The sequence below is a fragment of the Verrucomicrobiia bacterium genome, assembly GCA_036405135.1.
Lineage (GTDB): Bacteria > Verrucomicrobiota > Verrucomicrobiia > Limisphaerales > JAEYXS01 > JAEYXS01.
This window is the reverse complement of record DASWYF010000034.1, coordinates 1-18,252: the sequence shown is the minus strand read 5'-3', so window position 1 is coordinate 18,252 and position 18,252 is coordinate 1. Positions and strand designations below refer to the sequence as shown.

Below are 18,252 nucleotides of genomic sequence, written 5' to 3'. Positions count from 1 at the left end.
ATGGTTTGGCCAAGTTTGCTATTGGTGGCACTGTTTACGATGTCGCCGCACTGTGAAATCATCGCCAGACCATATTGATTTTCTCGACATCTTCCGTGGTGTTGCCGTTTTCGCCGTCTTTCTTTTTCACTGCCTGAATTCATCGTTCGGTGACAACTTGCCTTGGGATGGAATCATTCGTGATTACAGATACTCTGACACTCTGTTGTTTTTACTTCCATTTACTTATGGGAAAATGGCTGTGGCGCTTTTCTTCGTCATCAGCGGTTTTTGCATCCATCTGAGTTTTCAAAAGAATCATGCAGACGGTTTTAAGCCGTTTTTCATCCGTCGCTTCTGGCGCATCTATCCCCCCTATTTGATGGCTTTGCTTTTCTTTGCTTTTGTCCTGCCTGTTTCGCGCATCTCCTATTCCGGCACCGGTTGGTTGGATTTTTTTGTGCATGTGCTCTCACTGCAGAATTTCTTCGAAACAGATTTCTATGCAATCAATCCTTCGTTCTGGAGCATTGCCGTCGAGGTCCAGCTCTACTTGCTGTATCCTGTGCTGTTGGTATTGATAAAACGCTTGGGGTGGACACGAGCGCTATGCCTGCTTGCTTTGATAGAAGGCTCCATACGCGTAATCACCGGGATCACTCAAACCTGGTCACAACCCCTGCCTCGTTGGTTCACTGACATGCCGCTGGCCTATTGGTTTAGTTGGACTTTGGGGGCATGGCTTGCCGATGCCTATATAAATCGTCAAGAACCCTCGCTCGCTAAGCTGCCCCTTTGGCCTTGGCTTATTTTGATGATCGTCAGCTATCAAGTGAAGCCTTTGGAGCCTTTAACCTTCCTTTTCGCAGCATTAACGACGTTTGTCATCTTTAGTCGCCTTTTGAGCGGTTCCATCAAGCTGCCGATTTCTTCCAGTTTTGCCGTCGTACATCTGCGCCAGGCCGGCTTGTGGAGTTACAGCATATATCTGCTGCATCAGCCATTTTTGATGATGATTCCGTGGCTGAAAGCCCGTTATATCACCGGTGTCGCAGTTCATCCGCTAGTCACTTTTGCCGCCTGCTTGTTATTGTGGCCTGCCGTGGTTTTACTGGCGAATCTGTTTTATCGTTATGTGGAAGTGCCCAGTATCAATTTCGGGAAAGGATTTTTGAAGTCAGCATCTGGAAAATAAAACTCCATCAGTTTTGGCTGATGGAGTTTCAATGTTTTCGCTTATAAAAACTTCAGAACTGTCGTTGTCTCGCCTTCTTCCCAATTCCGCGGCGGCTTGCTGTTGATGGCTGCGATGTCCTTGATCGTCATCTGACGGCCCAACGTCTTTACACCCTTCACTTCCACTTCGTTAGGATTGCACGTCTGCTGGTTCACCTTCTGATGCGGCGCGGGCTTGTAACGGATGAACATCTGCGCTGGCGTGCCCTCTGTGAAGAACAGGATCTTAGACTTCTCCGGGATGCACGAGTAGTCGCGGTTCATGATGATGCCGCCGAATGTGAAGCGCTTGATGTATGTCGCCTCGCGATTCGTATACACCAGCGTGAATACCTTGTCGCGATCTGGTATTGCGCAATACGTCACATCCGGTCCCACGAATAATTTTTCCTGCAGCTCCACGACTTTGTAATGTCCATCCTTGAAGACCAGCAACAGCTTGTCGAACTTCGTGCACTCGGTCTTGAACTCATCGCCCGAGACTTTGTAGCCCACGTAACCTGACTCGCGATCGTAGGAAACCTTGAACGCCTTGAACGCCACATCCTTCGCTTCCACCTCGTCGTAGCGACTGGATTTCGTCAGGCGTGGGTAGATCGGTCCATATTTCTCGATCAACGCTTCAATGCGTCCGATAACATACTTCGTAAGGTTCTTGAGATGCTTCTGGATATCCTTCAACTCCGCTTTGACCTTCTCGATCTCTTCGCGATGCTTGTTGATGTCGAAGAGCGAGATGCGGCGGATGCGCACTTGCAGCAAGCGCTCGACGTCTTCATTGCGGATCTCACGCACCAATTCCTTGGTGAACGGTTTGAAGCCCTCATACACTGCCGCTATGACCGCTTCGTTCGTCTTGCACTGCTCGATTTTCTTGTAGATGCGTTCCTCGATGAAGATGCGCTCCAATGTGCGGAAATGCATGTCCTCTTGGAGATTGCGCTCTTTCAGCTCTAGCTCGCGCTTGTAGAGCTCCATGAGCTGCGCCGTGTTCTCCTTCAAGACCTCCGTGACCGTGAGTTCCACGGGGCGGTTGTTCTTGATGACGATGATGCGGCTGCTAATGGACACCTCACACTGCGTGAAGGCGTACAGCGCATCGATCAGCTTCTCTGCACTCACACCCGGCGGCGCTTTGATCTCGATCTCTACGTCCTCAGACGTGAAATCGTTCACGCTCTTGACCTTCAGCTTGCCCTTCTTAACCGCGTCCTCGATGGACGCCATCAGGGACTCCGTCGTCGTGGTCGGTGCGATCTCTTTGATCACCACCGTGGACTCGTCCTTCTCCTTGATCTTCGCGCGCACCTTGATACTGCCCTTGCCGTCCGCATACTCGCGCGCATCCATCAAACCGCCCGTCTGGAAATCCGGCAAGCATTTGAATGATTCACCCTTTAAAATGCAGATCTGCGCCTTCAGCAACTCGATGAAGTTATGCGGCAGAATACGGGAAGACAGGCCGACCGCGATACCTTCCGTGCCCAGCATCAGCAACAACGGCAACCGGCAAGGCAACGTCACCGGCTCCTTGTTCGTGCCATCATAGCTCGGCACAAACTCCGTCAGGTCATTGTTGAAGATCTCGTTCTTGGCGAGATCCGTCAGACGACACTCGATATAACGCGAAGCCGCCGCCACATCGCCTGTGTAGATGTTGCCGTAATTCCCCTGCCCTTCGATCAAATAGCGCTTGTTCGCCAGCACCACGATTGCATCACTGATGGATGCATCACCATGCGGATGATACTGCATCGCGTGACCCACGATGTTCGCCACCTTGATGAATTTGCCCGTATCCTTCTCATACAACGCCCACATGATGCGGCGCTGCACCGGCTTCAAACCATCCGCCAAGTTGGGAATCGCTCGATCCCGGATAACGTATGAGGCATAATCCAAGAAGCCTTGGTCCACGCGCTTGTGGATCGCCAGCTCCTTGTTCGACGGCACAAACGGCTTATGCACCGGCACCTCGACCTGTTCAGCCTGTACATGCGTCTCCCCATTGCTGTTGCCATTAACGGCTGCGCCATTCGACTTCGCCGCCTCAGCGGCCTTTCCGTCAATCGGCAATTCCGGTTGTCCTTCTTCAGCGTTCTTTTTCGGTGCCATGATGCTTCGTCGGCAGTGATTCCAAAGTTAAGCCGCAGATTCAAACGGTCCTTGCCCTCAGATGCAAGACTGAGATGCACCCATGTAACCGCTCGTAGTGGGAAAGGCGCCGCCTGCCCAACCTCCTATCAGCCTATAACGTAGCAGCCGACGTAAGGAGGCTCTAACCTCCCCTTCTTTCGATGTTTCCCCACCTTCTCTATTTCCCCCGTTCCGAAATCTTTTCATACCCCTCCGCCTTCCCCGCAATCTCCGCCCAAAACTTCTGCCGATCAATCTTCCGATCCCGCGACCGGTTCACCCACTTAACCGCGATTGCCTCATCCGCCGCCGTATATTGAATCCCCCAGATCGGGTCAAACGCCTCCGTGCTCAGCGAATATCGCATATCCCCTAACACCGTCGCATCCACCGGCGACCTCGCCACCCATCCCTCAGAGAACCAGGTGAATCGTTCAAACGCCTTTGCCTTCCCATCCCGCGTCGATTCTGCTTCCGTCAACTCCTTCACCGTTACCAACGGCAGATGTGTCCCCTCCTTCACCGTCGCCCCGGAAAACCATCCCACCCGGATACGATCACTATAAAGTTGTCCCTTCGCCAGATACAACGAACGCCACACCGTGTTGTTTGCCATCGTCGGCATCGCCTCCCGTTTCTCCATCCCATGCCCGCGTTGCAGAGCCAGTTGCGCCTGTGCATCCAAAGCTTTCTGATGCTGCCAAACTCCCAGCAACATATACGCCGCCCCCCAAACCAAACCCGTCTGCACAAACCTCGCCTTCTGCCTCACCACCCCGATGATCAGCAATACCAGCAACGGCACAGTGAACAGCAGATCAATGATCGAGATCCAATCCCACCCATACCGCTGCCGTGTGAACGGCCACAGTAACAATGTCCCATAACTTGTCGCCGCATCCAGCAAGCAATGGCTCACATACGCCACCAGCGCACAAAGCCAAAGCGGCTTCCAATCTTGCCTCTGCGCAGGTCGCAAAAACCACAATGAAGCCACGATCAAGGCCCCGATCGGCGCAAACGGCAACGCATGCGTGAAATGCCGGTGCAACTCCACCGCCAGCAATGGATCCGTCGCACTCTTGATGAGCACATCAATATCCGGCGTCGCCCCGGCCAATGCCCCAACCACAGCAGCGCGCTTCCCCAATCGTTGTTGGAATAGCGCATAACCAAAGCTTGCTCCCAAAACTGTATGTGTCACCGGGTCCATTTCCCGAAAACCTTAGCAATCTTCTGCCTTGGCAACACTCCGAATCTGCAAAAAACCATCTAGCAATCCTCCTATTCTTGCCGCTTCCCATTAAAACTTCGCTTGTAGTCACCGTCTAAAATTTCCATTTTAACCCCATGTTCATCAAAACCTGCCAGGCGGTCCTGCTCGCTATATGGTTGTCGGGCCTGAACCTCGACAGTCATGCGTCCTCGTTTTTCTCCAACCCGCCCAAGCCGGACTCACGCGGCTTTCTGCCCTTGTTCAACGGCAGAAACCTCGATGGCTGGGTGAATGTGAACTGCGCACCGGAGACATGGTCTGTCACCAATGGCCTGATTCATTGCACGGGTAATCCCATCGGCGCACTACGCACCGAGCGGCAGTATGAGAACTTCATCCTCGAACTCGAATGGCGTCACCTGAAGTCCGGCGGTAATGCGGGCATCTTCATCTGGTCCTCGCCCATCAGCGCACCCGGCGTTCCTTTCCTCCGAGCCGTCGAAGTCCAAGTCCTCGATCACGGCTACGGCAACACCGAGAACTACACCACTCACGGCGATGTCTTCCCGATCCACGGCTCCACCATGGAACCTTTTGGGAAGCATCGCGGCATGCGCAGCTTTCCTTCTGAGCAACGGTCGAATCCCTCGCCTGAATGGAACAAATATCGTATCGTCGCCACGAACGGCGTCATCCGTCTCAGTGTGAACGGCAAGGAAGTCTCCGGCGGCAGCAATTGCAACTGGCGCAAAGGCTACATCGGTCTCGAATCCGAAGGCTCCCGCGTGGACTTTCGCAATATCCGTATCCAAGAACTACCCTCCACCGGTGCCACGCCGGAACAAAGCGCTCCTGAAGAAACCGACTGGACCGCTCTCTACAACGGTGTAGATCTTCGCGGCTGGAAATCCTCTAACCTCGCCGAGTGGCAATCTAATGATTGGCAACTGTTCTTGATCCCTGATGAGCAGAAGAAAGCGTCTCTCTCCACCACGAAATCCTATCGCGACTTCGAGCTGTCCGTAGATTTTAAAACCCCTGCGAAATTACCGACTAGCGGCACCATCGGTGGACTTACCTTGGATGATCAAACCATCGTCAGCTTCGGCGATAGCGAAGCCCCCATGAGCATCGGCCTAGATAAGCTCAAACCAAAAGCATGGAATCGCGTACGCTTGGTCCGCGACTTCGAAAGATTTTCCGTTTACCTGAACGGCCAATTCATCGGCAAAACTACCGTCGCCACCAAACGCAGCGCCGAAGTAGGTCTGGCCAACGCAGGCCAACCCTTGGAATTCGCCAACATCTACATCCGCCCCCTGCGCTAATAGCTTGCAGTGGGACAGGCGCCACCGCCTGTCCAGTCTCCCCACTCAGTTGGGGCCGTGTCTTCAGCGTATCCCGCGGTTCTCCCTCCGATTTGACAAACCCGCCTCTACCCCTTATAGGTCATTCATAATGATGGCTCGTATCATCAAAACAATTCAGAATGCCCGGCTTCAGTCAGGGCTAGGATTGTCTTTGTCTTGATCCAGTAATACGAACCGTCTCCTCACCTAGCTTTTATCCCTGATTGAAGCCCCGACGCCATTCGTCGGGGCTTTTTGTTTTCAGGGCTAAAGAAACACAGGAGCAAACCTATGAACACCACGAAAAATAGCACCCTTGTCACCAACACCCGCGAAACCGGTCGCGAGTATCCGCTCACGCGCACTCGTAATCTCGGCATCGCCGCGCATATCGACGCCGGCAAGACCACGCTCACTGAGCGCATCTTGCTCTACACCGGCGCGATCCATCGTGCGGGCGATGTCCATACGGGGAACACGACCACAGACTCGAATCCGATTGAGCAATCGAAAGGTATCACCATCTTCGCGGCCGCCGTATCGAGCACGTGGACGCAGACACGTGCCGATGATGTGTTCAAGCTGTTCGCCAATGAACCGCATCGCCTGAATGTGATCGATACACCCGGCCACGTGGATTTCACCGCCGAGGTGGAACGGTCGCTTCGCGTACTGGACGGCATGATCGCCGTGTTCAGCGGCGTGGATGGTGTGCAGCCGCAATCCGAGACCGTCTGGCGACAGGCGGATCGTTATCGCGTCCCGCGCATCGTGTTCGTGAACAAGATGGATCGCACCGGTGCGAACTTCGCCAAGGCAGTGGCAGATATCCGCCATAAGCTTGGCGCAAACGCAGTGCCCGTGCTCATCCCCTTGGGCGCGGAGGATGCCTTGCGTGGTCAGTTGGATATCGTGAATCGCAAAGCTTTCGTCTTCGGAGACGGAGCCTTGGGCGGCTTTAGCGTTGAGAACGTTCCTCCTGATGCGGAGGCGCTGGTGGATCGTGCCCGCTCAGAACTCATCGAGCGGGTCGCGGAAGTGGACGATGAAGTGGCCGCGCTCTGGCTGGATAACCGGCCCGTGACTGCGGAAGTGCTGAAACGCGCCCTCCGCCGTGCGACCATCGCGAACCGGCTCGTGCCGGTGATCGGCGGCAGTGCCTACAAGTATGTGGGCGTGCAACCGTTGCTGGATGCCATCGTCGATTATCTGCCCAGTCCGGCGGATTTGCCGCCCGTGGAAGCTAATGTGGCTGACACCGGTGAAGCGATCCGTCTGACCACAGATGACGACGCACTGGTCTCCGCACTCGCGTTCAAGCTGGTGAGTGATCCGCAAGCCGGACGTATCGTCTGGCTGCGGCTCTATGCAGGCACGTTGCGTAAAGGCGATACAGTGCTGAACTCGCGCACGGGCAAAACCGAGCGTGTAGGAAGGCTCGTGCGCATCTTTGCAGATCGACGTATTGAACTCGCGGAAGCACATGCGGGCGATATCTGCGGCGTCATCGGCCTGCGTGGATTCACCACGGGCGATACGTTGTGTGCGCCAGCGCAAACGGTGTTGCTGGAGCCACCTGTGTTCCCGGAACCCGTCGTGACCGTAGCCATCGAGCCGTGCACCAGTGCGGACCGTGAGAAGCTGGGCGCTGCCCTCGCCCGTTTAAGCGAGGAAGACCCAACGCTCCGTGTCAGCACGCATCCAGAAACGGGCCAGTGCCTGCTCTCCGGCATGGGTGAACTGCACCTGGACATCACGCGCACACGGCTGGCGGATGAGCATCAAGTGGCGACCATCGCAGGCGCGCCCGAAATCGCGCATCGTGAGACGATCACGCGAGCGGCTGAAGCTGATCATCTGTTGAAGAAACAGAATGGCGGTGTCGGCATGTTCGCGCGCGTCATCCTGTCCGTGACGCCGGCAGTGGCGGGCTCCGGCCTAACCATTGAGAACCGAATCACGGGCGGTAGCATCCCCGTGCAATATCATGGCGCGGTGAAGAAAGGCATCGTAGAAGCCGCGAAAGCGGGCGTGCTCGGTCATCCGTTGGTAGATGTGCAGGTCGCCATATTGGATGGCGATTTCCATGCGAAAGACTCCAACGATCTGGCGTTCCAGCTCGCCGCCTCCGATGCCTTGCGCACGGCGTTGCGTGAAGCGGGACCAGTATTGCTGGAGCCGGTCATGCACGTGGAAGTCAACGTGCCCACCGAGCATCAGGGCGATATTCTCGGCGACCTCACCCGTCGTCGCGGCCAAGTCCTCGCTGTGGAAGCGCTGGGCAGCAATGCCCTCGTGCAAGCGGAAGTGCCGCTGGCGGAACTGTTCGGCTACGCGAACGCCATCCGCAGCCTCAGCAAAGGTCGCGCCGCGTATAGCATGAAGCCAGAACGCTTCCAGCCGGTGCTGGAAGGCTTGGTGAGGAAGCAGCAAAGGTAAGATAACAAAACAGGCCGGACGAAGTGATTCGTCCGGCCTGTTTTTTGAAATGAAGCTTACGCTTCCTTCTTCACCGCCGCCTTCACCTCAAGGTGAAGTTCCTTCAACTGCCGTGCGCTCACATGGGACGGCGAATCCGTCATCATGCACACGCCTTTGGCGGTCTTCGGGAACGCGATCACGTCGCGGATGCTCGTGGTGCCGCAGAGGATCGCGATGAGGCGATCGAAGCCCAGCGCGATACCACCGTGCGGCGGTGCGCCATACTTGAAGGCCTCCAGCATGTAACCGAAGCGCAATTGCGTTTCATCCGGCGGGATTTGCAGGATCTCTTCAAAGATCGTCTTCTGCACGTCCGGCTGATGGATACGGATAGAACCGCCACCGAGCTCCACACCGTTCACCACGATGTCATAATGCTGACCGCGAACCTTCTTCGGGTCCTGCTTGAGCAACGGAATGTCCTCGGCCACCGGCGCCGTGAACGGGTGATGGCTGGAGTACCAGCGGTTGAATTCCTTGTCGAACGTGAGCAAGGGGAACTCGATGACCCACAGGAAATTGAACTGCATCGGGTCGATTGTCAGCTTGCCCTGCCCCTTCAGCACTTCTGCGCAGTAGAGGCGGATCTTTCCTAGGATTTCGCACGCGTTCAGCCATTGATCGGCCGCGAACAGAATGAGGTCGCCCTCTTCGATCGCCAGCTTCGTCTTCAGTGCGGTCTTCTCCGCTTCGCTGAAGAACTTCACGATGGGCGATTTCCATTCGCCATTCTCCACCTTGATGAAGGCGAGACCCTTCGCACCAAAGCTCTTGGCGTAATCAGTCATCGTCTCGATCTGCCCCTGCGTCGCGCAGGCGAGGCCCTTGGCGTTGATGGCTTTCACCACGCCGCCACTGGCGATCGCGCCGCTGAACACCTTGAACGTGCTCGCTTTGAAATCTTCCGACATGTCCACCAGTTCCATGCCAAAACGCGTGTCCGGCTTGTCGATGCCGTAGCGGTTCAACGCCTCGTCAAAGCTGATGCGCTTGAACGGCGTCGGGATGTCCATGTTCAGCGCCGTCTTCCAGACCTTTTTGAGCAAGCCTTCGATGAGCGAGTAGATGTCCTCGCGATCAATGAAGCTCATCTCGATATCCACCTGCGTGAACTCCGGCTGGCGATCAGCGCGCAAGTCCTCATCGCGATAGCAACGCGCGAGCTGGAAATAGCGCTCCACGCCGCTCACCATGAGAATCTGTTTGAACTGCTGCGGCGATTGCGGCAGCGCGTAGAACGTGCCCGGGTCCCGGCGGTTCGGCACGAGAAACTCCCGCGCACCTTCCGGCGTGGACTTGAACATCGTAGGCGTCTCCACTTCCAAGAAGCCTTCTCCATCCATGTAGCTGCGCGTGGCGATGGCCACCTTGGAGCGCAGACGCAGATTGCGCGTCATCTCCGGGCGACGCAGGTCCAGATAGCGATACTTCAGGCGCAATTCCTCGTTCACCTTGCTCGCCACTTCCGGGTCGTCCACCGGGAACGGCAGCACTTCCGCATAGTTCAGCACCGTGAGTTCCTTCACGAGCACTTCCACCGCACCCGTCGCGATCTTGGAATTCTCAGTATTCGCCGGACGCACCCGCACCTTGCCCTTGATTTCGATGACCGATTCGCTGTGCAGCTTCGTCGCGTTCTCGAAAACGTCCTTCGGCAAATCGGAAGGGTCCAGCACCGTCTGCGTGCGGCCCTCACGGTCGCGCAGATCGATGAAAAGGACACCGCCCAGATCGCGGCGGGAATGGACCCAACCCGCCAAAATCACTTCCCGTCCGGCGTGTTCCGCCCGGAGCTCATTGCAATGATGCGTACGTTTCATGTCTATGCCAAAACCGATATACGGTGAAATCCACCAATATCAGGAGCGCGGATACTGACGTGAACCCCCTACCTTTTCAAAGGGAAAATGAAGCCAAAATCTGCCCGCTCTGTGTTCCATCTGTGTAAATCCGTGGCTAAACCACCCCTCAATACTTCCGCCGCAGATTCGACGGCAAAATATTCAGCTCCGCCCGATACTTCGCCACCGTCCGTCGGGCGATGACCACATTCTTTTCCTTCAACATCTTCACGATCTGGTCGTCCGAGTAAGGCGCATTGCCCGGCTCATCCTTCACCATATCCGCGATCATGTCCTTCACGCTCGTGTTCGACATGCCCACGCCATCGGCCGTCATGATGCCGGACGTGAAGAAATACTTCATCTCGAACACCCCTTGCGGCGTCTCGATATATTTGCCAGACACCGCCCGGCTCACCGTCGTTTCATGGACACCCACGGCTTCCGCCACCTGCACCATCGTCATCGGTTTCAAGAAGGCGATACCCTTGTCTAAAAACTCCCGTTGCCGTTTCACGATCTCGTTCGCGATGTTCAGAATTGTCTGCTGCCGTTGATGCAAACTCTTGATGAGGAATTTGCCCGCCCGGATCTTCTCGCGGATATATTCGCGCACTTCCGCTCCGCTCTCCGGTTGCGCCATCAAATCTTTATACGCATTGCTGATGCGCAAGTGCGGCACTTGATCATTGTTTGTGCTGACGACGTATTCATCCCCCACCGCCTGCACGAACACTTCAGGCACGATGTATTGATGATTGTCTGTCTGGAAGGAACGGCCCGGATTCGGCTCCAGCAGGGCGATGTTGTTCACCGCATCCTGCGCTTCTTCATTCGAGATGCCCAGCCCGCGGGCGATCTCCGGAATGCGCCGTTTGCTCAGCGCTTCCATGTAATCTTTGATGATCTCGTATTCGTCCGAGTTCTGCCGGTGATCCCGCTCCAGTTGCAACATCAGACACTCACGCAAATCGCGTGCACCCACACCAGCGGGATCAAAAGATTGAATCAGCTTAAACGCCTGCTCGATTTTTGCCCGCGGAATACCCGTAGAAAATGCCAAGTCATCCAGCGCATCATACTTCCGCCCGTCCTCAAAGCGTCGAGGATCATCCTTCCGTTCCGGCAAATAACCACGGTCATCGATGTTACCAATGACCAACTCAGCGATCGGCCGCAAATCTTTCGAGCACTCCGACATGCGGAGCTGATCCATCAAATGCTCCTGCAGCGAGGTGTTCGCCACGATGGAGTTTAGCAAAAACTCACGCTTCTCCTCATCCTCGGCCGAGTGGCGATTGGGACTGTTTGTCTGGGAATAATGATCGCGCCATTCCTGGTCTTGTTGCACCAGTTTCTCGAACTCTTCCCGGAAAGTATCTGCCGGATCAGGGCCATCCCCTTCCCTTGTGGGATCGACCTTTGTATCCTCCGGAGGCTCGCAAGGATCGGCTGAGGCGACTGTTCCATCCTCTTCACGCAGTCGACTTTCCTTCGCATCCGTGTCCATCTCCGCAACTTCTTCCAGCATGGGGTTTTGCTCAAGCTCTTGCTCGACCAAAGCCCGCAACTCCAGCGTAGGCGCTTGCAAAAGCGCCAACGATTGCTGCAACTGCGGTGCCAGCACCTGTGACAGTGCCATCCGCTGCGATAGATGCATCCCTTGCGACATCGGCTAGACTCTAAACTCGAAATCCAAATCCTCAAGGCTGAAATGGCACGCCCCGTGCTTTTTCAAGAACTGTGCCACCTGTGAATAACTTTTCATCCCCCTGTCAATCAGGTGTTAGCCTCCAATTTCTCAGGTTTACCCCCTAAAAATCCATTGTCCCCCGCGTGTTCACTGATACGTTGCGCTTGTGCCGGTCCAGTTCACCATTTTAGGCAGTGGTTCCAGTGGCAATTGTGCTTACTTGGAAGCGGGTGAAACGCGCCTGCTTATCGATGCCGGCTTCAGCGGACGTCAGATCCGCCAACGCCTCGCCACCCTTGGTCGCGCTCCTGAAGGTCTGACGGGCATTCTCATCACCCACGAGCATCACGACCACATCCAAGGCCTGACCACCATCGCCGCCAAACTGAACATCCCCATCTATTGCAATCGCGATACCCGGGAAGCCATCGAGCGCCAGCTCGAAACCAAATTCGATTGCCGCATGTTCATCACCGGCTCTTCCTTTGAGATTGGTGAGGTAGGCATCGACACTTTTTCCGTCCCACACGATGCCCAGGACCCGGTCGGCTTTGTGCTGAACACCGCTGTCGGCTCCATCGGCTTCCTGACTGACCTCGGCCATGCGACGAAGCTCGTCGTGGAACGCATCCGTCGCGCGAACATCGTCGTGCTGGAAGCCAACCATGATTTACGTCTGCTACAGGAAGACACGCGTCGTCCATGGAGCCTGAAGCAGCGCATCCTCAGCCGCCACGGCCATCTCTCCAATGACGCCGCGGCGGATGTTCTCGAACAAATCGTCCACGCAGATCTGAAACAACTTTACCTCGGCCACCTCAGCCGCGATTGCAATCGCCCTGAAATCGCTCATAAGACCATCGCTTCACGTTTGGAAAAAGTCGGCGGCACGCATGTTAACGTAACCGTGACCAGCCAAGATGCTCCCGCGCAAACTCTGACTATGGGTGAGAGCGTGCCGCAACAGTCGGCTGCTGCAAATCCTCCAATTTAGTAACCTTACTTCGTTCTCGCACACCTGAATCCCGAATGAGACGTCGCGCTATCCGGCGTGTTCTTCATACGTGCGCTAGGACGATAGCCCGTGCAATAAGTGTCCGCACAAAGGTAAGAACCTCCGCGTTGCACCCGTTTCGCCACACCCGGTTCATTTTGGTCAAAACTTTGTTCTTGGCTGACACCATGAGGGTTCTTCTCCGGCATCTTGGCGTAGGCGTCTGCGCCATACCAATCCGCGCACCACTCCCACACATTGCCCGCCATATCTACGAGCCCATAGCCATTCGGCGGAAACGTGCCCACAGGTGAAGTCGTGCGGAATCCGTCGTCCATGGAGTTCACAGCGGGAAACTTCCCCTGCCAGATATTCGCCACCCACTTGCCCGCCGGCGTCTGCTCGTCACCCCAAGCATATTTTTTCTGATCCAAGCCACCGCGGGCAGCATACTCCCATTCTGCCTCCGTCGGAAGACGTTTTCTCGCCCACTTGCAATAAGCGAGTGCATCTTCATAGCACACATGCACCACCGGGTGCTTCTCACGCCCTTGCAGATTTGAGCTGGGTCCTTCTGGGTGCTTCCAATTTGCTCCGGGAATATAGGTCCACCAGACGTAATAATTGTCCAACGGCACATCCCCCTCTGGCGGACGAAACACTATCGAACCAGCTACCAGCATCGCCGGATCGGCTCCGGGAAAGTCTTTAGGATCAGGTTTTCGCTCGGCAATCGTCACATACCCCGTCGCTTTCACGAATTTTTCATATTCCTCGTTCGTGACCTCAGTCTTGTCCATCCAAAAACCGTCAACCGTGATCTGGCGTACGGGCTTCTCATCAGATTGCCCATTCTCCGAACCCATTGAAAAAGTGCCCGCCGGTATCCATACCATCCCGTTCGTCCACGACATGTCCGAGGGATTGGGCTCCGCCTTCGACGCACCGTTGGCCGACTCCGGCTTCTTAGCCGCCTCGCCACAACCCGCCAGCAAAACCAGGCTTAACCCCAGCAACGCGCCAGCCGTCCCGCGATAAACAATAGTCTTCTTCATGATAAATTATGTGGACGAACTGAGCTAAAACCAAATCCCGCCCCATTCAAGCCGCAATTCCACCGATTTTCCCTCATTCTCGTCCTTATCGTCATCCTCGAAAACCCCATGCCAGCCAAAATCAAACCCAATGCTGCCGACAGGAAGAGGTTTTCCCCTCACGTTACATGATTCCAACCCCTCATCTCTCCCCCTGCCCTGCTTCCCAGGTCATTCGGATTTCGTCATTAGTCATTCCCTAAATCGCCAGCAATAGCTTCTTAATCTCATTCACCTTCGCCAGCGCCGCCTTCTTCGTCAGCCTCGGAAACTTCCCGCCTAGCATGATGAAATCATTGTTCCGCGTGATCATCAGCTTGCCTTCCTTCGCCTCGATGGATGATATCTTCCGCTCCACCGCCATCACCTTTAGTTCGGAGACGCGCAGCAACAGATCCATCGCCTCCGGCAGTTTCCCGAAGCGATCCCGCAACTCCTTCCGCACCGCCTCCAGCTCCGCATACTCCGTCACCTGCGCGATCTTTCGATACATATCCACCCGCTGCTGCGATTCCGGGATGTAACTCAACGGAATACACGCCTGCGTCAACCCCGGTCGCACAATCTCCACCACCCTCCCCTTCGGAAGTTTCTCACTTTCTTCCTCCAGCGCCTCATCATCCTCACCGCTCACCACCGCCTCCGCCTTCGGATTCGTATCCAGAAAATCCAAACGCACCGGCACCTCCACGCGCGGCTTCACCTTCTCGCCCTTCAGCGCGGAAACACTTTGCTTCAGCAACTGGCAATAAAGCTCAAACCCCACCGCCGTGATATGCCCGCTCTGCTGTGCACCCAAGAGATTGCCCGCACCACGGATCTCCAAATCCCGCATCGCGATCTTAAATCCGCTGCCCAGCTTCGAATACTGCTTGATCGCGCTCATCCGTTTCCGCGCATCACTCAGCAACGACGCATGCCGCGGGATCATCAGGTACGCATACGCCTGATGCTTGTAACGCCCCACGCGACCCCGCAATTGATACAGCTCGCTCAACCCAAACCGATCCGCGCGATCAATGATGATGGTGTTCGCATTCGGGATATCGAGGCCGCTCTCGATGATCGTCGTGGAGAGCAGCACATCGGCCTCCCCATTCACGAACGCCGTCATCACCTCTTCCAGATCATCCGCATCCATCTGCCCATGCCCCACCACGATGCGTGCATCCGGCACCAGCGTGCGGAGCTTCGTCGCCATCATGTCGATCGTGCTCACGCGATTATGCAGGAAGAACACCTGCCCATCCCGCTGCATCTCGCGCAAGATCGCATCACGGATCATCCGCTCATCATACTGCGTTACCACCGTCTCCACCGGCAAACGATCATGCGGCGGCGTCTCGATGGTGCTCATGTCCCGCGCACCCGTAAGCGCGAGATGCAGCGTGCGCGGAATCGGTGTCGCACTCAGCGTCAGCACATCCACCAGCTTGCGCATGAGCTTGAACTTCTCCTTATGCATCACGCCGAAACGTTGCTCCTCATCCACCACCACCAGACCAAGGTCTTTGAAAACGATATCGCTCTGCACCACCCGATGCGTCCCCACCACGATATCCACCGCGCCCGTCGCCAGGTCTTCAATCACCTTCGCCTGCTCCTTCTTCGTGCGGAAGCGTGAGAGCAATTCCACCTTCACCGGATAATCCGCCATGCGCTCACGGAACGTGCGATAATGCTGCTGCGCGAGCACCGTCGTCGGCACCATGATCGCCACCTGCTTGCCACCCATCACCGCCTTGAACGCCGCGCGGATCGCCACCTCCGTCTTGCCGAAACCCACGTCACCGCAGATCAAGCGGTCCATCGGCTTCGCCACCTCCATATCCTTCTTCGCCGCATCGATGGCCTTCACCTGATCAATGGTTTCTTCATACAAGAACGAGCCCTCGAACTCCCGTTGCCACGGCGTATCCGGCCCGAAGGCATAACCCGGCTGCGAAGCCCGCGCTGCTTGAATGGTGAGCAGTTCACCCGCCAGATCTCGCACTGCCCGCTGCGCCTGCTCCTTCGCCTTCGCCCAACGATTTCCTCCGAGCGTGTTAAGTTGCGGACGCGCCTTGCCCGCACCCACGTACTTGCCCACCAGATGCGCCTCCGTCACCGGTACGTAAAGCTTCGGCGGTGCTTGATCCGTCGTGCTCGCGGCATACTCGATCACCAGGCACTCCTGCATCACCTCTGGCGTCTGCTCCTCACGCGGACGCTTGCGCCCGCCACTGATGGGCAGCACTTGCAGCCCCAGATACTTGCCGATGCCATGCTGCAGATGCACCACGTAATCGCCAAACTCCAGCTCCGTGAAATTGATCTCCATCGCCGAGCGCGCCACCTTCGCGTGCTGCGTCTTCATGCGACGCGGCCGCTGCACCTTGTAGCGCCCGAAGATCTCCGCATCCGTCACCACCGCCAGCTTCGCCTCATCACTCAGGAATCCGCGCGACAACGCCCCGAGATCAATCGTCACGCCCTTCAACTCACCCAACCCATACTCCGCCCAAATCTCCTTAAACCGCTGGCTCTCCCCGTCGTTATTGCACACCACATGCATCGAGTAATCCTGCCGCTGCCAGCGATGCAATTGTTGGAAAAACTCCCGCCGCTGCGCCTCCGCCACCTGAGCCTCCGGCGGACGATCACCCAGCGACCGATACGTCTCCAAGCTCTCCAACTCCAAAGTAACGCGCGCCGCCTCCCCACTAAACGACAACGGCAGTTCCTCACCAAAACACACCACACTCTTGGCCCCTCGTTGCAAACGAGTTTCCCACTCGGCCATGTTCAGGAAGAACGGATTATCCGCGCCCAACTCCTTAACATAACTCTCACCGTGCTGTTGCAACTCCGTCAGATTCGCCAGCAACACAATGGTATCCGCTGGCAACTGATCAAAGAACGTCGCAATGCACTCGGATGGCCTCGCACCATCCCGCACCAAGCGCTTCATGATGCCCAGCTCACCACCCGGCGGCAGCACGATCTCCGGAATCTCCTCGCGCGAGATCTGCGTGGTCGGATCAAAGTAACGCAACGACTCCAGGTCATTGCCGAAGAATTCCAACCGCACCGGCCACGGACTCGTGAGCGGATACACATCCACGATGCCCCCGCGCAAGGCGATCTCCCCGCGCTGCGTCACCTGCGCCTCCGGCTCGTAACCCTGATCCTCCAGCCACTCGATCAAATCCATCGGATCGATCGAATCCCCGCGCTTGAACGCCCGCGTGCACTGCTCCAGTTGCGTCGCCGCCAAAGTCTTCTGCAACAATGCCGAAATATTCGTCATCACCACCGGCGCTTCTGCACCCGCCCGATGCCGCCGCAACGCCACTAGGGTTTCGAGCCGATCACTGATCACATCCGCATGCGGAAGTTTCTCCTCATTCGGCAAAATCTCCCAAGCCGGATAAAATAATGTTCTACCCGCCGTATCGCCCTTCGCCCCTCCTCCGTCTCGCCCCTTACTCCACGTCTCATAATCCTGCTGAAACTGCTCCTGCACCTTCAGCGATTCCGTCACCACCACCATCGTCCGCGTGGGAAACAGCCGATGAATCATCGCCGCCACAAACGGCATCGCGGCCTCCGCCACGCCAGCAAGCGACAATGCGCCGCCCGACTCCACACGCTCACGCAGGGTCTGCGCGGCGGGAGTTGCAGCAACGGCGCCAATCGGATCGGCCACCGCACGGGACAACACATCACGGTCAGCCAAGTTCAAGGAAAGTGCGGGCAGAAGCCGTTGCCGTCAAGCCGCCTCAACTCGCAAGTTTGCCCTCTGTATTTAAACTTAACAAATTCGAGGAAATGGTGTTAACCTCCACTCTATAGCCCAGATGAACAGCTCGCACTCCATTCGCTCCGCCTATCGTCAACGCGGTGACGCCTTGTTGTCCATTCTCGCTTTGTTGGCCGTGCTTTGCCTCATCGGCCTCCTGTCCCGTTGGAAACCCGCGCAAAATCTCGTAAGCAACAACTACGCAGATTTCAATGCCGTCACACCCGGCTGGAGCGAAAAGCAGACGGAAGTGTTCCTCGGTCAGCCAAAGCATGAATACGAGGTCGCGTCAGTGCCTCAAAACTGGAAGGTTAGAGCGTTTTAAATAAAGTTGTAGCCGCAATGTGCGAACCAGGAAGCGGCGTCTTGTGGGGTGACTGAGGCCAAGGCGGCGGCGATGGCCGCCAAGAGCGCCTCCCAAGTTCTGGCTTCGGCACTGCGCAAGGCTTGTT

Annotated in this window: 11 protein-coding genes; 5 read left to right on the top strand and 6 right to left on the bottom strand. The window is 56.3% G+C overall.

What is annotated here, in order from left to right:
* Positions 1-52 precede the first annotated feature (52 nt).
* A complete protein-coding gene (locus VGH19_16010; protein HEY1172873.1) occupies positions 53-1,174 on the top strand; it encodes an acyltransferase in 1,122 nt (373 codons plus the stop codon).
* A 41-nt stretch (positions 1,175-1,215) separates the two neighbouring features.
* Here the strand turns inward: VGH19_16010 and VGH19_16005 are convergent, their stop codons facing one another.
* Entirely contained in the window at positions 1,216-3,330 is a 2,115-nt protein-coding gene (locus VGH19_16005) for a DNA topoisomerase IV subunit A (protein ID HEY1172872.1), read from the bottom strand.
* A 199-nt stretch (positions 3,331-3,529) separates the two neighbouring features.
* Positions 3,530-4,564 (bottom strand): metal-dependent hydrolase, encoded by a 1,035-nt coding sequence (locus VGH19_16000; GenBank protein HEY1172871.1) that lies wholly within the window; start codon positions 4,562-4,564, stop codon positions 3,530-3,532.
* Between the two features lie 137 nt (positions 4,565-4,701).
* Here VGH19_16000 and VGH19_15995 point away from each other — a divergent pair, with 137 nt between their 5' ends.
* Together VGH19_15995 and fusA are read left to right on the top strand one after the other, a co-directional pair.
* Positions 4,702-5,895 (top strand): family 16 glycoside hydrolase, encoded by a 1,194-nt coding sequence (locus VGH19_15995; protein ID HEY1172870.1) that lies wholly within the window; start codon positions 4,702-4,704, stop codon positions 5,893-5,895.
* 312 nt (positions 5,896-6,207) lie between these two features.
* Positions 6,208-8,355: an elongation factor G gene (gene fusA / locus VGH19_15990; GenBank protein ID HEY1172869.1), complete on the top strand. Its 2,148-nt coding sequence runs from the start codon at positions 6,208-6,210 to the stop codon at positions 8,353-8,355.
* Between the two features lie 56 nt (positions 8,356-8,411).
* Here fusA and aspS read toward each other — a convergent pair whose 3' ends face one another.
* Both aspS and rpoN read right to left on the bottom strand, forming a co-directional pair.
* Positions 8,412-10,217, bottom strand: coding sequence for an aspartate--tRNA ligase (gene aspS, locus VGH19_15985; GenBank protein HEY1172868.1), 1,806 nt, complete (start codon positions 10,215-10,217; stop codon positions 8,412-8,414).
* Positions 10,218-10,365: 148 nt separating this feature from the next.
* Positions 10,366-11,880: an RNA polymerase factor sigma-54 gene (gene rpoN, locus VGH19_15980; GenBank protein ID HEY1172867.1), complete on the bottom strand. Its 1,515-nt coding sequence runs from the start codon at positions 11,878-11,880 to the stop codon at positions 10,366-10,368.
* A gap of 217 nt (positions 11,881-12,097) precedes the next feature.
* On the opposite strand from rpoN, the gene VGH19_15975 reads away from it, so the two are divergent.
* Positions 12,098-12,925: an MBL fold metallo-hydrolase gene (locus VGH19_15975; GenBank protein ID HEY1172866.1), complete on the top strand. Its 828-nt coding sequence runs from the start codon at positions 12,098-12,100 to the stop codon at positions 12,923-12,925.
* Between the two features lie 5 nt (positions 12,926-12,930).
* Here VGH19_15975 and VGH19_15970 read toward each other — a convergent pair whose 3' ends face one another.
* Both VGH19_15970 and mfd read right to left on the bottom strand, forming a co-directional pair.
* Positions 12,931-13,980, bottom strand: a complete 1,050-nt coding sequence (locus VGH19_15970; protein ID HEY1172865.1) for a formylglycine-generating enzyme family protein — start codon at positions 13,978-13,980, stop codon at positions 12,931-12,933.
* Positions 13,981-14,218: 238 nt separating this feature from the next.
* Positions 14,219-17,743, bottom strand: a complete 3,525-nt coding sequence (gene mfd / locus VGH19_15965) for a transcription-repair coupling factor (protein HEY1172864.1) — start codon at positions 17,741-17,743, stop codon at positions 14,219-14,221.
* A 115-nt stretch (positions 17,744-17,858) separates the two neighbouring features.
* Between mfd and VGH19_15960 the strand changes: the two genes are divergently transcribed.
* On the top strand, positions 17,859-18,125 hold the full coding sequence (locus VGH19_15960) for a hypothetical protein (GenBank protein HEY1172863.1): 267 nt from the start codon (positions 17,859-17,861) through the stop codon (positions 18,123-18,125).
* The last annotated feature ends 127 nt before the right edge of the window (positions 18,126-18,252 follow it).

Excerpts from the sequence above, each read along its gene's own strand:
- VGH19_16005 (HEY1172872.1), bottom strand. The coding sequence starts at position 3,330 with ATGGCACCGAAAAAGAACGCTGAAGAAGGACAACCGGAATTGCCGATT.
- VGH19_16000 (HEY1172871.1), bottom strand. The coding sequence starts at position 4,564 with ATGGACCCGGTGACACATACAGTTTTGGGAGCAAGCTTTGGTTATGCG.
- VGH19_15995 (HEY1172870.1), top strand. The coding sequence starts at position 4,702 with ATGTTCATCAAAACCTGCCAGGCGGTCCTGCTCGCTATATGGTTGTCG.
- fusA (HEY1172869.1), top strand. The coding sequence starts at position 6,208 with ATGAACACCACGAAAAATAGCACCCTTGTCACCAACACCCGCGAAACC.
- aspS (HEY1172868.1), bottom strand. The coding sequence starts at position 10,217 with ATGAAACGTACGCATCATTGCAATGAGCTCCGGGCGGAACACGCCGGA.
- rpoN (HEY1172867.1), bottom strand. The coding sequence starts at position 11,880 with ATGGCACTGTCACAGGTGCTGGCACCGCAGTTGCAGCAATCGTTGGCG.
- VGH19_15970 (HEY1172865.1), bottom strand. The coding sequence starts at position 13,980 with ATGAAGAAGACTATTGTTTATCGCGGGACGGCTGGCGCGTTGCTGGGG.
- VGH19_15960 (HEY1172863.1), top strand. The coding sequence starts at position 17,859 with ATGAACAGCTCGCACTCCATTCGCTCCGCCTATCGTCAACGCGGTGAC.